This is a genomic window from Kibdelosporangium philippinense (assembly GCF_021390435.2).
Classification (GTDB): domain Bacteria; phylum Actinomycetota; class Actinomycetes; order Mycobacteriales; family Pseudonocardiaceae; genus Kibdelosporangium; species Kibdelosporangium philippinense.
In genome coordinates this window covers 910,022-923,209 of record NZ_JAJVCN010000004.1, presented here as the reverse complement: position 1 = coordinate 923,209, position 13,188 = coordinate 910,022, and the positions used below count along the sequence as shown (strand labels likewise).

Below are 13,188 nucleotides of genomic sequence, written 5' to 3'. Positions count from 1 at the left end.
AACCAGCCGGGGCGCTGGCACATTCCCGCCGTGATCAGCGGCACAACTCGGTCTGTTTGTCCATATGGGACAGCTTCTCCGGGTTACGCACGGTGTAGAGCCCGGTGACCTTGCCGTCGTCGATCCGCAGCGTCATCACGCTGTCCAGCTCGCCATCGAGCCGGAACACCAGCGCCGGATAGCCGTTGACCTGGGCAGGCTCCAGCGTGAGCAAGTTGTGGATCCGCTCAAGCCCGACCGCGAGCACGCGAGCCACCCGTTCAGCGCCGACAATCGGCCTTAGCAGGGCCTGCTTGATCCCGCCGCCGTCGCTCATCAGCACGACGTCCGGTGCGAGAACGTCCAGCAAGCACTGCAGATCGCCTGTCTCGACGGCGCGCTGGAACGCGTGCATCGCGCCTTGAGTCTCGGCGGCAGACGCCACCCCACGCGTCCTGCGCGCGGCGACGTGAGCCCGCGCCCGGTGCGCGATCTGACGGACCGCGGCGGCGCTCTTGTCGACGGCCTCGGCGATCTCGTCGTAGCCGAAGTCGAACACGTCACGCAGCACGAACACGGCCCGCTCGGTCGGCGTCAGCGTCTCCAGCACCAGCAGCATCGCCGTCGAGACGCTGTCGGCCAGTTCGACGTCCTCGGCCACGTCCGGCGAGGTCAGCAGCGGCTCAGGCAGCCACGGGCCGACGTAGGACTCCTTACGCCTGCCGAGCGTGCGCAGCCGGGTGAGCGCTTGACGGGTCGCGATCCGGACCAGGTAAGCGCGATGGTCCCGGACCGTGTCGAGGTCCACGCCCACCCAGCGCAGCCAGGTCTCCTGCAGGGCGTCCTCCGCGTCAGCGGCGGAGCCGAGCATTTCGTAGGCAACGGTGAACAGCAGGTTCCGGTGGGCGAGGAACGCCTCGGTCGCGCGGTCATCCATGTCCATCCGACGCCGCAGCCCTCCGTTTTGTGACGTGCTCCACGTCACTTCTCCGAGCTGTCACAGGGTCCGGGCGGGCGGCATCTGGTGTTCGTCCAGTGCAGCAGAACGAGTGAGGACGAGACGATGGAAGCCCGATTCAACCTGTTCGACAACGAGCTCGCCGGCAAGTTCGGCAAGCGGTTCGCCAACACCGCGACGGTGCTCCAGCAGTCGTCGCTGCCGAAGACGACACAGGAGCTGGTCGCGCTGCGCGCCAGCCAGATCAACGGCTGCGGTTTCTGCGTCGACATGCACACCAAGGACGCCGAGGCCCGTGGGGAGACCTCGATCCGGCTCAACCTGGTCGCCGTCTGGCGGGAAGCGACCGTGTTCACCGAGGCCGAGCGGGCCGCGTTGGCGTTCGCCGAGGAGGGCACCCGTCTCGCCGACCACCACCAAGGTGTGTCTGACGAGACGTGGGCCCAGGTGCGCAAGCACTACGACGACGACCAGGTCGCCGCGTTGATCTGCGCGGTCGCACTGATCAACGCGGCCAACCGGATGAACGTGATCGTGCGCAACCCGGCGGGTTCGTACGTGCCGGGCATGTTCGAACACTGAGCGGGATGCCCGGGGCCTCGGCCCCGGGCATCCTTCGGGTCACTTGGCGGCTGCGTCGAGCTCGTTGAGTGCCGCTGCCAGCTTGAAGTACTTGTTGGTGCCAAGGTCGCGCACGGTCTTGATACCGAAGGCCGCAGCCAGCTTCTCCGCGTCGCCCTCGCTGACCCCGGACAGTGCGGCTACTGGCGCGTCCAGTACCTCCGCGACGGTCTTTTCCTCGTAGGCCTTGTCGAGTTGCTTCGCCAGATCAGCGGAAACTGCCATGGTCATGCTCCTGTCAGTGGGGACTGTCGAGCAGAACGCCTTAAACCATAGTGGTTAGGCGCCAGCGGGCGCGGGCCACCCGGCCCGCTCGACGGCCCATGCCAGGACGTAGTCGGCGATCTCCGCCCAGCCCTCCTGCGCGGGCAGCAGATGCGCTTTGCCTTCGTACTCCTTGATTTCCGTGATGGTGTCGGACTTGTAGTGCTTCGCGTTGGAGCGCTGCACTTTCGGCGGCATGATGTGGTCTTCGCTGCCGGACACGAACAGCAGCGGCGCGCGGTTGTCGTTGTGGTAGTCCACGTGAATGTCCTGCGGCCCTGGCTGAAGGTTCGCCAGAACGCCATTCCACAGAATCCTGCCGGACGCCGGGATGTGGTAGCGCTCGTACAACGCGCGGGATTCCTCGTCGGTGAAGGTGTTGGTGAACGCGTACGTCCACTCCTCAAGGGTCAGCCCGACGGCTTTGTGCCGGTTGGCTGGGTTCTTCAACACCGGGAATGTCGAGCGGATCTGGGACAACGGCGTGACCAGAACGCCTTCGGTCGGCGCGGAGTTCAGCACGACGCCTGCCGCGCCGTGCCCGCGGTCCAGCAGGACCTGGGTGAACGCGCCGCCCGCGGAGTGGCCGATGATGATCGGCGGCTCGTCCAGCCCGCTGACCACGGCCTCGAGGTGCGCGATGATCTGCGGGGCAGTGACTTCCTCGATCGGCGTCGGGTCGGCGTTGAGCGCCTCGACCTCCACTTCGAAGCCGGGGTACGCTGGCGCGACCACGTTGTAGCCAGCCTGCTGATAGTGCGAGACCCAGTGCTCCCAGCTGCGTGGGGTCACCCAGAAGCCGTGCACGAGGACGATGGTCTTCACTTCGCCGCCTTTCGGGGGAGTTCAAGCCCGGTTCCGTGAGCCTAGGATCATTCGCAGCACGCCGAATCGGCTCACAGTGCCGTGCCGTCGGCCTTCACCGCCGGTGAAAGGAAACCGCATGGCCGTTCTGCTCGACACCTCAGCACTCGCCCAACGCGACCGGCGCGACGCGTTGATCACGGCCATGCGTGACACCTCAGGCGCCTCCCAGGTGACATTGGCTGACGAACCTGTGCGCGGCCGCTTGGAGTTGTGGCCGTTCGGTGCCGCGGCGATCTTTCGTGCCGAGTCCAACGGGGTTTGCCTTACCAGGACGGCAAAAGCCGCTCGCTCGGCATCCGGTGAACACATCGCCATCGGCGTGCACGGAATAGGAACCGCCCGGCATCGCAGCGGACCGGCGACACGTGCGCTGTCGGCCGGTGAGGCGTTGCTCGTGGACGTCAGCAAACCGTTCGACTACGCGTGGAGCGGGCCGGGCGCTGCGCAGTCGTTCAACATCCCGGTCGATCAGCTGGGCATGCCTGCCGACCTGGTGCGACAGGCAAGCCTCCGGCTGACGGCCAGCCCGCTGTACGGCCTGGTCAGCAGGCATATCGCGGATATGGCGAGCCAGGCGGAGACGCTCAGCGCGAGCCCGGCGGCGCACATGCTCGGGTCTGCGGCGATCGAGCTGGCGCGTGCGCTGATCGTGACCGCGTTGGACGCGTCGCCGGACCGCCGTGACATCGTCGAGCAGACCTTGATCACGCAGATTCGGGCCTACGTAAGGCAAAACCTGCACGATCCCGAGCTGAGTCCGGCGAGCATCGCCATCGCGCTCGCGCTTTCCCCGCGCCATCTCTACCGCGTGTGCGCCGAGGCAGGCATGAGCCTTGAGCAGTGGATCATCAGTACTCGTCTTGAGCACGCCAAGGCCGAGCTCGCCGGCCCGGGCTCCCGGTCGATCGCGAGCATCGCGTTGCGGTGGGGCTTCCGGGATCCGACGCATTTCACCCGGCGATTCCGTGCGGCGTATGGCTTTCTACCGAGCGAATGGCGCCGGATGGTCAGTCGGTGACGAACCACTTGCCGTTCATCAGGGTCATTGTGTAGTCACCGAGGTTGGACGACGTGAACTTGACGCTGCCCGCACGCACGGCCGTGGCGGGGACCTCGACAACGCCCGGCTTCTCGATCACCTGACTTTTGTCCACAGTGGCCGTTCGCAGGGCGGCTTTCTGCTGTGGCGAGAACATCTTGAACATGATGGGCATCGTCGTGCGGCACGGGCCGAAGCCCTTCTGCTCGGCCTTCTTGGCGCCGGGCCCGGCGATTTCGCAGACCACGTCGAGGTTCTCGTTGCCGACCGCGTGCAGGTACTCCTCGAACCGTTCCAGCGCACCAGCTTGTTCGTTCGCAGGTTCGGTCCGCTTGTAGAGCTTGGCTGTCATCGTGATCCTGCCACCGCGGACGACGACCTTGAGCGCGTCGCCGTCGGGCGTCAGGTTGACAGTTCCTTCGGGAACGCAGTCGCCTGCGGACGTGGTCACGATCTGCTCATGCATTTGTACGAACTTGTCCGTCGCCGCGGTCGCCGCCCACGTGCCATCGCATGCCAGCTTGGGGTTCGAATCGGTCCAGGTCGTGCGGTAACGGACCGTGCTCTTGTCCTTCGCCAGGCTGACACGCATGTGGTACGGCTTCGACTCCGGCTTTTGCGTCGCGGGATCACGCGTCTCCCACTCGCCTTCGAACGCCTGCGGGAGCTGCGCGGTGATCTCCGGTTCCTTCTCGTCGCACTGCTTCTCGGGGAACACGTTGAGGCCACGCTGCGGATACGGGCCCATCGGCCCGTTGAATCCGTTGAACGGAATCCAGCTCTGCGGCCCCCACCAGCCCCGATACCCGAACCACGGCTCCTGCTCGACCGGGAGCAGCCGCTCCCACGTATTCCACTGAGTCCCCGCGGAGCGCCGGTCGTAGGAGAGATTCGCGGTGTCCGGATAGGACGCGTGCGACCCCTTGGCCGAGTAGATCTGCGGGTGGTCATCGATCTTGGCTAGCTGCTGGCTCTCCCACGGCAAGGCACACGGTGTGCGGCCGTGCCCGTAGAACGTCACCGCCGTCGGCTTGCCGCCTTGGACCTGGACCGCGATCCGTTCCCAGTCGCCTTCGTGCACGTTGACGGACTTGTTGTAGCCGTAGAAGAACCAGTACAGGTAAGCCGCCTTGCCTTCGTGCTCGTGGTACTCCCAGTACGCTGGCGCGCCCACGCCCTGCCCTGTGCGGGTGGACTCGGGCGGACGCAGGAAGAACCCGGTGTCTTCAGCCGGGAAGTCGGTGTCGTTGACCGCCACGGACGTACACCGGCTTGACCTGTAGAGATCCGGTCCCTTGCCGAGCTTCTGTGGTTCGACACGGCCAGCTACCTCGACGTCATCGCAGCGCGCGTCGGCGAACCACAGCGAGGACTGTCGCGCGTACTCGGTCGCGTCCATCGGCAGGTGCGATTCGCCGTTGGCGAGGAACACCAGCGGGGCGAAGCGCGCGGCCAGCGCGGGCTCGGGTTTCGTGTTCGGGCCTTTCTGTCCTTCCGGCTCGTCCTCGCAGCCCGCCAAGAGCCCGGCGACCAGCGCGAACAGCACAACCCATACCCGCATCGAGCTCACTCCCCGTCCATAGTGGCCGGTCCATTCGACCCGAGCGGCCTTGCGGTTTTCTTCTCACGGCTAATCTGCGGTGGTGGCCTGGATCACCTTGCGGCAGTTCGCCTGGACCGAGCGGCCCGGCTACGTCGATCCATATCCCGAGGTGGACGGCATCCACCGGGTCGCGGCCGACCGTCTGCTGCCCGTCGACCTGAGCTACGCGATCAGCGTGAACGCACTGGCAGTCCCGGCCAGCGGCCCGATCAGATACGAAACCCGCCAGCACGAGCTCCGCCCGGTGCTGTGCTACCTGGAGGGCAATCCCCTCCGGCTGCGCGAGGAGCCGTTCCGGGCCAGCGCCGCGCATATCCGTCGGTTCGTCAGCGAGTCTATCGGCCTCGGCATGCTCACGGCGACCGTTCAGGCCGCGTACCAATGGCAGGACGCGGCGACCCATATCGACGTCCTACCGACGGCCCTCGCCGGGCATTTGAGCGCCACCAAAACCCGCCCGGACCTGCTGTTCGACCGTCCGGGGTTGACCTTGGCCGGTGAGGCACGCGGCCGCTCGGAGGCGCCACCAACGCGCGTGACAGCCCAGCAACGTGACCGCTTGAACAGCCTGCTGCCGTGGTCGCATCACCATGGGACGTACCCACTGGCCATGTCCTGGGCATACGCGACTGGTCTGGGCATGACCATCGACTTGTTCACCAGGTCTGGACGGTTGCCTGGGATGACGGGCCCGATCGGCCAGCCGCTGCCGTCACCGATGCCGACGCAGACGGATTTGTTCGACCAGGACCAGCTCGACGCCCCCATCCAGCGGTCCGACCCACCCGTTCCGCCTGCCCGCCGTGGCGGTGCCAGGGATCTGGACCGCAGCTCCGCCCGTGAGCTCACGCTCCGGATTTCCCAACGGGTCGGCGACATCGCCGATCAGCTCTATGCGACTGCCCCTGATCATGGTGTTCGCGTCGGCGGCCAGCGTGTTCGAGGTGCGTGGGCCGCCCTTGATCTGCTCGGGGTTTCTTCCGGCTCGTTCTTGCTTGGCGCGCTTGAGGGCCCGGCCTCGTCGGATGTCAACGCACGCTTGCGCCCGTCGAACCAGTTCGCGGACGGATTGTCCGCGCATGTGTCACGCCGCCTTGTCGTCGCTATCACCGAGGAGCACGGTCAGCCCTGGCACCTGGTCGCCGACTGATGCAATTCAAGTTGCCCATAAATCCGCTGTTCGCGGGAAACACGCTATTCGAGGGCGTGAGGGCCGAGTTTGGTGCGTTGAGTGCAGTCAAGGTGGCCTTCGCGGCGTTGCGTTGCGTGATAGGTGAGGCTGATGTGGCACGTGTGACTGACGAGGCGATTTTATCCATAGTGGACTCTAACTCTAAGGTGCGCGCGAGAGCAGCCAACGCAAGGACGTGCTCGGTTCCTGGCACTGGCATCCAACGCGCGAAAGGAAGCCCTCGCGCGTCTAACGCCGCGAGGGTGGCCTTCACGGCACGCCACCCGCTCGCTGGCGGTCCATTTCGGACCTGAATGTTTATCCCGGTCCGCCCCTGGGCACCTTGCGGTGTCGTTGATCAACCCTGGGGAGGGCCGTGAGCTTCTGGGACTTCGTGCACGACCGCCGGAGCAGGCTGCTCAGCGAGTCGTTGCTGCACGTCAGCGCGGTCGTCCAATGTACGATCCTCGCCGCGCTCGTTGGTGTCACGGTCGGCGTCGCCGTCTACCGCAGCCCCGCCGGTTCGACCATCGCGACCGCGTTGACGAGCGCGATCCTGACGATTCCGTCGTTCGCGCTACTTGGGCTGCTCATTCCCGTTCTCGGGCTTGGCGCGCCACCGACGGTCGCCGCGCTCGTCCTTTATGGCCTGTTGCCGATCGTGCGCAACACGATCGTCGGACTGGCCGGTGTGGACGGTGCGATCACCGATGCCGCCCGTGGTATCGGCATGAATCGGTTGGGCGTGCTCACGAGGATCGAGCTGACGCTGGCTTGGCCAGCCATTCTCGCTGGCATGCGGGTGTCAACGCAGATGCTGATGGGGATCGCGGCGATCGCGGCCTACGCCCGCGGGCCTGGGCTCGGTGTCGAGATCTTCGCCGGATTGACACGGGCGGGCAGTGCCAACGCGACCAACCAGGCCATCGCGGGCACGGTCGGCATCGTCGTACTCGCGCTCATTCTCGACGGCATCTTCGTGCTGATCGGCCGTTACACGACTTCGAGGGGGATCCGTGGCCAGTGAGATCAAGCTGACCGACGTGACCAAACGGTACGGTCGCCGTCCGGCCGCGGTCGACAACTTCTCGATCACCATTCCCGCAGGGGAAATCGTGGTCTTCGTCGGGCCATCCGGGTGTGGCAAGACCACAACCATGCGCATGATCAACCGGTTGATCGAGCCGACGTCCGGCCAGATCACCATCGGCGGCAAGGACACGTCCACTCTCGACCCCGACAAGTTGCGGCGCACCATCGGTTACGCCATCCAGCAAGCCGGGTTGTTCCCGCATATGACGGTCGGCCAGAACGTCGGCGTCGTCCCGGGTTTGCTTGACTGGGAGCGTAAAAAGGTCGCCGACCGGGTCGAGGAGATGCTCGATCTGGTCGGGCTCGACCCGGCCGAATACCGGGACCGCTTCCCGCGTCAGCTCTCCGGCGGGCAGCAGCAACGGGTCGGTGTGGCGCGGGCATTGGCAGCCGATCCGCCGGTTTTGCTGATGGACGAACCATTCGGTGCGGTCGACCCGATCACCCGGGGCAACCTGCAGGACGAGCTCATGCGCCTGCAGGCCGAGCTGCGTAAGACAATCGTGTTCGTCACGCACGACTTCGACGAAGCCGTCAAACTCGGCGACCGGATCGTCGTGCTCGGCAACCAGTCCAAGATCCTGCAGTACGACACACCCGAAGCAGTGCTCGCCAACCCAGCCGATGACACGGTCGCCGGGTTCGTTGGCGCCGGTGCGTCGCTGAAACAGTTGACGCTGCGGCGAGTTCGTGACGTCGAGCTGACACAGGCCGACGTCACTGTGTCCACGCAGGACGAACCGGCGGAGGTCCGTCGCCGTCTGCGGGAAGCGGGTAAGAGCTTCGCACTGGTGCTCGACGTGCGTCGCAGGCCGATCGCGTGGGTGCATGTGCGTGAACCACAAGTACGGCGCCCAATCCGGGACATGGTGTCGAACGAGTCGACCCTGCAGGACGCGCTTGAGGCGATCCTGACCGAGGGCGGCAACGCCGTCGTGACCGGAGCTCGCGGCGAGTACGTCGGACTCGTCGAGATCGACACCGTGATGTCGATGGTCCGAGAACTGCGGGAGACAGTGTGACAGCCGCAGTCGAGACCAAGCGGGCGACCGGCATACGGATGTTCGCCCAGCCGATCGCTGTGGTCGTGTTGGTCACGGCCGTGCTGGTGTGGGCGTTCACGCAGGACCTTGACCCCATCGAACGGCAGAGCATCAACGGCCCAGTCCTGCTCGACGCGGTCTGGGACCACCTGGTGATCAGCCTTGTGGTGACAGCGCTGGTGATGGTCATCGCGGTGCCGCTCGGGATCGTGCTGACCAGGCAGTGGGCCCGCCCCGCGGCGCCGTTCTTCCTGGCGGTCGCGACGATCGGGCAGGCGTCGCCGTCGATCGGCATCCTGGTGCTGTTCTTCCTGTTGTCCGGCTGGGAAGGCCTGTGGGCCGCCGTCATCCCGATCACGTTCTACTCACTGCTTCCCGTACTGCGTAACACAATGGTCGGCCTGCAGCAGGTGGACTACGCGTTGGTCGACGCGGGCCGCGGCATCGGGATGTCCGGGTTCGCGGTCCTGCGCCGGATCGAACTGCCGCTGGCGATCCCGCTGATCCTCGCCGGTTCACGTACATCGCTTGTGCACGCGGTCGGTGTGGCGACCTTGGCGGTATTCGTCAACGGCGGCGGGCTCGGCCTGCTGATCGACACCGGATACAAGCTTTCCCGGCTGACTGTGCTGATCACCGGCGCCGTCCTCGCCGTCGCCTTGGCGCTGCTTGTCGACTGGCTCGGCACGATCGCGGAAACGTATCTCGGACCGAAGGGGTTGCGGTGAAACGTCTTGCCGCGTTGGTCGCCACGGCCGGACTGCTCGCCGGTTGTGGCCTGGAGACCTCGTACACGCTGCCGTTCAAAGTCGGTCCTCGGTCCGTCAAACCGATCCCCGAACTGTCCAATGTGGCCGTCGCGGTCGGCTCGAAGGACTTCACCGAGAGCCACATTTTCGGCTATATCGCGGAAGTCGCGTTGACCGCGGCGGGCGCGGATGTCCGTGACATGACCAACATCCAGGGCTCCAACAGCGCCCGCCAAGCTCTGTTGACCGAGGATATCGACCTGTCGTGGGACTACACCGGCACCGGCTGGATCTCCTACCTCGGCAACACCGACCCGATCCCGGACGAACGCGCGCAGTACGAAGCCGTCCGCGACGCCGACCTGGCGCAGAACGGCATCGTATGGCTGCCGTATTCGGCCGTGAACAACACTTACGCGTTCGCTGTGACGCAGGAATTCGCGCGTGCCAACAACCTCAAGACCACCAGCGACATGGTCAATCTGATCAAAAAGGACTCGTCGAAGGGCATCTTCTGCCTGGAGACCGAATTCGTCAGCCGCAGGGACGGTTTCCCCGGCGTAGCGAAGGCCTACGACTTCGACCCACGATCCGTGCAAGTCAAGGTCTTCGGAACGGGCACCATCTACACCGCGACAGCGAACGGGAACTGCAACTTCGGCGAGGTCTTCACCACCGACGGCCGGATCCTCGCGCTGAACCTGGTGGTCCTCGAAGACGACAGGAAGTTCTTCCCGCAGTACAACGCCACAGTCACCCTGCGCAAGGACTTCGACGCGGCCCATCCACAGGTCGCGCAGGTGATGGCGCCGATACTGGCCAAGCTCGACAACGACACCATGCGCAAACTCAACGCGGAAGTCGACGTCGACGGCCGCGATCCCGCCGTCGTCGCCCGTGACTGGCTGGCTCGCGAAGGCTTCGTCACCTCGTGAGTGGTTGTCCGGGTTCTAACCCTGCTAACCACTCACGAGGGTGAACGACCTGGTGGTGCTCGATGCCGTGTCGTTCGACCTGCCAAGTGGACGCGCCGCGGCCTTGATCGGACCCAACGGCTCCGGCAAGACCACCTTGCTGCGTTGTGTTGTCGGCGCGGACATTCCGGACGATGGTGACGTGCTGTTCGACGGCGAGCGGCTGGTGGAAAGCGACCCGAAGGTGCGGGCCGCGATGGCGTGCGCGCTTGACGACGCCGACTTCTTCCCTGAGCTGTCGGTTGTTGAGCATTTGGAGCTGCTGGCACGGGCGCACGGGGTGGCCGAGCCCGGCGAAATCGTGGCCGAGGTGCTGACCGAGCTGGACCTCGAAGACCAGCGTGACCAGTTGCCCGTCACCCTGTCCAGTGGCCAGCGCAGGCGGTTCACGCTCGGCGCCTGCCTTGTCCGGCCGCACAGGCTGCTGGTCCTTGACGAGCCTGAGCAGCGGCTGGACGTGGCTGGCCGGGCGTGGCTGGCGGAGAAGCTCCAGGACGAGAAGGCGCAGGGCTGCGCGATCCTGCTGGCCTCGCATGATCCGCAGTTGGTTGACGCGGTCGCGGACATCCGGATCGAGCTGGGCTGATGACCACGGTCCGGGTGATCCGCGCGGAGATTCGGGCCGCGCGGCTGCGGTCGCGGCCGGTGCAGGCGCGCCGGGAACGTAACGACAAGATCTACATGGTCCTGCTTGGACTCCTGATCTACGGCGGGATTCTGGTGCAGGCCGTTCGGCGGATGATCACGGCTCCGCCGGTCGGTCCTGTGGTCACCAATCTGCCTGTGGCGCAATGGCTTTTCGTCGGCTGCGCGGTGCTCGGGCTTGGGCTGCTGATCCGTGCGCTGCTGATGTTCGGGCCGGTCGTGGCAGGTGGGCCGTTTCAGTTCTGGCTGCTGTCCACGCCACTGAACCGTCGTTCGTTGCTGGGCCGCAGGTTCTGGTGGATGGTCGTGATCGCCACAATCGTGGGCGGACTGCTTGGCCTGGCGTCCTCGGCGCTACTGCGAGCCGATCTGGCTGGCAGGCTGCTCAGCACTTCGGTCGGCGCCGGATTGGCCGCTGGGCTGGTTGCGGTATGTGTCCTTCTTCAGGAAAGCGGAAAAGACGGCAACCGTCTGTCCACTGTGCTCACTGTGGTCGGTGTGCTGACGGCCGGTTCGGCGGTGTTCGTGACGCCTCCGGCTATCGATCTGCCGATCATGGTCGCCGCTGTCGTGATACCGCCGATCTTCGCCGTGGTCCGTGCCTACCAAGTACTTGGTAGGCTCGATCGGGCCGCGCTCGCCGGTGGCGCGGACATGCTCACGGCCACCAGGGTCGCGGTGAGCTGGTTCGACATTGGACTGTTCACCGGGATCGCGGCTGCGCGCAAATGGCGTCGCATCGGCCGGGTTGCCAGCCGTCCGCTGCGTGGAATCCGTTACGTGGCAATGCTGTCCGCCGACATACGCCGGGCATTCCGTAACCGGGCCGCGTTCTACGTCTGGGCCGGGCTGTTGCTCACGCCATACGCCGCCGACCGGCTGATCCCAGAGGTGTTCGTGGCAACGGTCCAGCTGCTGATGTGCACGATCGCGGTCATGCCATTCGCGGCTGGGCTGCGCACTATCTGCAGGTCAGCGCCGTTACGGCGGAGTCTCGGCGGCAGCGACGCCTGGCTGCACCTGACCCACCTGGTGGTGCCCTCGGCGATGGCCGTGGCGTGGACGCTTCTCACGAGTCCAGCCACCGGCTTCGCGTTGGCGTTAGTGATCGTGCCCATCGGCGCGGTCGGGTTCGCGTATCGCCGCGCCACGCAGCCCTCCTTCGACTACTCCGGCGCCGCCGTCGACACACCGTTCGGCATGGTCCAACCGGACTTCTTCCGGCAGCTGATCCGTGGACCGTTGCTGTTGCTGTTCGTGGCCGCTGTTCAGCTGTACCTCTGATCGAGCTGGCCACGGATGGGCGCCGGAATCGGTTGCCAGACAAGCGATTTCTCGCGGAGGACCCGGCCGAACACCTGGTCGCCGAAATGGGTTCCGAACCCGATGGTGTCCGGCTGCTCCAGTTCGCCAAGCAGCCGGGCGCGCGCCTGCAGGACGTCCCTCGCGTCCGCGGCCGACTGCCAGTCGTAGTGGCTGATCTGCGCCGGAATGTGGAAGGCGTCGCCGAACGCGAGGATCTTGCGCCCGGCGGAGGTCGTGATGCGGTACGTGGTGTGGCCAGCGGTGTGCCCTGGCGTGACGATCGCGGAGACGCCCGGCGCGATCTCGTCGCCGTCGGTGAAGGTCGTCGCCGTCTTGCGGAACGCGCGGAGCACTTCGGGTTCGGGCGTGCCGACCGAGCGGACATCGTCGTCGATCTCCGTTTGCGCCACCCGGTAAGCCGCCGACGGGAAGGTCGGTTCACCGTCCACAAAGGCCCATCCGGTGTGGTCGATGTGCAGGTGCGTCATCGCGAACACGTCGATGTCGTCGGGTTTGACGCCCAACTGGGCCAGCGTTTCCGGCAGCGCGCCGCATTTGATCGTCGCGATCGGGGTCGTGGCCTGAACCGGGCCGTAGCCCGCGTCGATGAGCAGCCGATGCCCGGCACGCTCCACCAGCAGCCCGCCCGCGCTCATCGCGACGAATCCGCCATCGGTCAGCGCGTCCGGGGTGTCCCGCCAGAACTCCGCGGGCAGCGCCGGGAAGAACGCCTCCGGTCGGATCTCTATCGCCCCGTCGACGACGTAGGTGACCCGCACGTCGTCGAATTCGATCGACCGAATGGCCGATTGTGCGTTCAACTGCCCGATCTCGTCCATGCACTCCCCCTTGCGCGGCACTCTAAGCCACTCGACCGT

14 protein-coding genes are annotated in these 13,188 nt (G+C 65.9%); 9 read left to right on the top strand and 5 right to left on the bottom strand.

From position 1 onward, the window contains the following. Nucleotides 1–34: 34 nt before the first annotated feature. Nucleotides 35–916 carry an RNA polymerase sigma-70 factor gene (locus LWC34_RS47125; protein ID WP_233734096.1) on the bottom strand — a complete coding sequence of 294 codons (882 nt, stop codon included), beginning with the start codon at nt 914–916 and terminating at the stop codon, nt 35–37. Nucleotides 917–1,042: 126 nt separating this feature from the next. Here LWC34_RS47125 and LWC34_RS47120 point away from each other — a divergent pair, with 126 nt between their 5' ends. Next, nucleotides 1,043–1,519: a carboxymuconolactone decarboxylase family protein gene (locus LWC34_RS47120; RefSeq protein WP_233731964.1), complete on the top strand. Its 477-nt coding sequence runs from the start codon at nt 1,043–1,045 to the stop codon at nt 1,517–1,519. A 39-nt stretch (nt 1,520–1,558) separates the two neighbouring features. Here the strand turns inward: LWC34_RS47120 and LWC34_RS47115 are convergent, their stop codons facing one another. Together LWC34_RS47115 and LWC34_RS47110 are read right to left on the bottom strand one after the other, a co-directional pair. Continuing rightward, nucleotides 1,559–1,783 carry a hypothetical protein gene (locus tag LWC34_RS47115; protein WP_233731962.1) on the bottom strand — a complete coding sequence of 75 codons (225 nt, stop codon included), beginning with the start codon at nt 1,781–1,783 and terminating at the stop codon, nt 1,559–1,561. A gap of 54 nt (nt 1,784–1,837) precedes the next feature. Further along, entirely contained in the window at nt 1,838–2,647 is an 810-nt protein-coding gene (locus LWC34_RS47110) for an alpha/beta hydrolase (RefSeq protein WP_233731961.1), read from the bottom strand. A gap of 118 nt (nt 2,648–2,765) precedes the next feature. Between LWC34_RS47110 and LWC34_RS47105 the strand changes: the two genes are divergently transcribed. After that, a complete protein-coding gene (locus tag LWC34_RS47105) occupies nt 2,766–3,707 on the top strand; it encodes a helix-turn-helix domain-containing protein (RefSeq protein ID WP_233731959.1) in 942 nt (313 codons plus the stop codon). Here the strand turns inward: LWC34_RS47105 and LWC34_RS47100 are convergent. Beyond that, nucleotides 3,697–5,289: a hypothetical protein gene (locus LWC34_RS47100; protein WP_233731955.1), complete on the bottom strand. Its 1,593-nt coding sequence runs from the start codon at nt 5,287–5,289 to the stop codon at nt 3,697–3,699. The genes LWC34_RS47105 and LWC34_RS47100 overlap by 11 nt on opposite strands. A gap of 82 nt (nt 5,290–5,371) precedes the next feature. Here LWC34_RS47100 and LWC34_RS47095 point away from each other — a divergent pair, with 82 nt between their 5' ends. From LWC34_RS47095 to LWC34_RS47065, 7 genes are all read left to right on the top strand, one after another. After that, nucleotides 5,372–6,481 carry a hypothetical protein gene (locus tag LWC34_RS47095; RefSeq protein ID WP_233731953.1) on the top strand — a complete coding sequence of 370 codons (1,110 nt, stop codon included), beginning with the start codon at nt 5,372–5,374 and terminating at the stop codon, nt 6,479–6,481. A 397-nt stretch (nt 6,482–6,878) separates the two neighbouring features. Continuing rightward, the gene (locus LWC34_RS47090; protein WP_233731950.1) at nt 6,879–7,529 is read left to right on the top strand and encodes an ABC transporter permease; all 651 of its coding nucleotides are present in this window, start codon (nt 6,879–6,881) and stop codon (nt 7,527–7,529) included. Then, nucleotides 7,519–8,616 (top strand): ABC transporter ATP-binding protein, encoded by a 1,098-nt coding sequence (locus LWC34_RS47085; protein WP_308200250.1) that lies wholly within the window; start codon nt 7,519–7,521, stop codon nt 8,614–8,616. The genes LWC34_RS47090 and LWC34_RS47085 overlap by 11 nt, the downstream gene beginning before the upstream one ends. Nucleotides 8,617–8,654: 38 nt before the next feature. After that, nucleotides 8,655–9,365 carry an ABC transporter permease gene (locus tag LWC34_RS47080; protein WP_233734094.1) on the top strand — a complete coding sequence of 237 codons (711 nt, stop codon included), beginning with the start codon at nt 8,655–8,657 and terminating at the stop codon, nt 9,363–9,365. Further along, nucleotides 9,362–10,321: a glycine betaine ABC transporter substrate-binding protein gene (locus LWC34_RS47075; protein ID WP_233731949.1), complete on the top strand. Its 960-nt coding sequence runs from the start codon at nt 9,362–9,364 to the stop codon at nt 10,319–10,321. The genes LWC34_RS47080 and LWC34_RS47075 overlap by 4 nt, the downstream gene beginning before the upstream one ends. 40 nt (nt 10,322–10,361) lie before the next feature. Next, entirely contained in the window at nt 10,362–10,946 is a 585-nt protein-coding gene (locus tag LWC34_RS47070; RefSeq protein WP_233731946.1) for an ABC transporter ATP-binding protein, read from the top strand. Next, nucleotides 10,946–12,289: a DUF6297 family protein gene (locus LWC34_RS47065; RefSeq protein ID WP_233731945.1), complete on the top strand. Its 1,344-nt coding sequence runs from the start codon at nt 10,946–10,948 to the stop codon at nt 12,287–12,289. Before LWC34_RS47070 ends, LWC34_RS47065 begins: the two co-directional genes overlap by 1 nt. Here LWC34_RS47065 and LWC34_RS47060 read toward each other — a convergent pair. Further along, nucleotides 12,274–13,149, bottom strand: a complete 876-nt coding sequence (locus LWC34_RS47060; protein WP_233731944.1) for an MBL fold metallo-hydrolase — start codon at nt 13,147–13,149, stop codon at nt 12,274–12,276. The genes LWC34_RS47065 and LWC34_RS47060 overlap by 16 nt on opposite strands. Between the last annotated feature and the right edge of the window lie 39 nt (nt 13,150–13,188).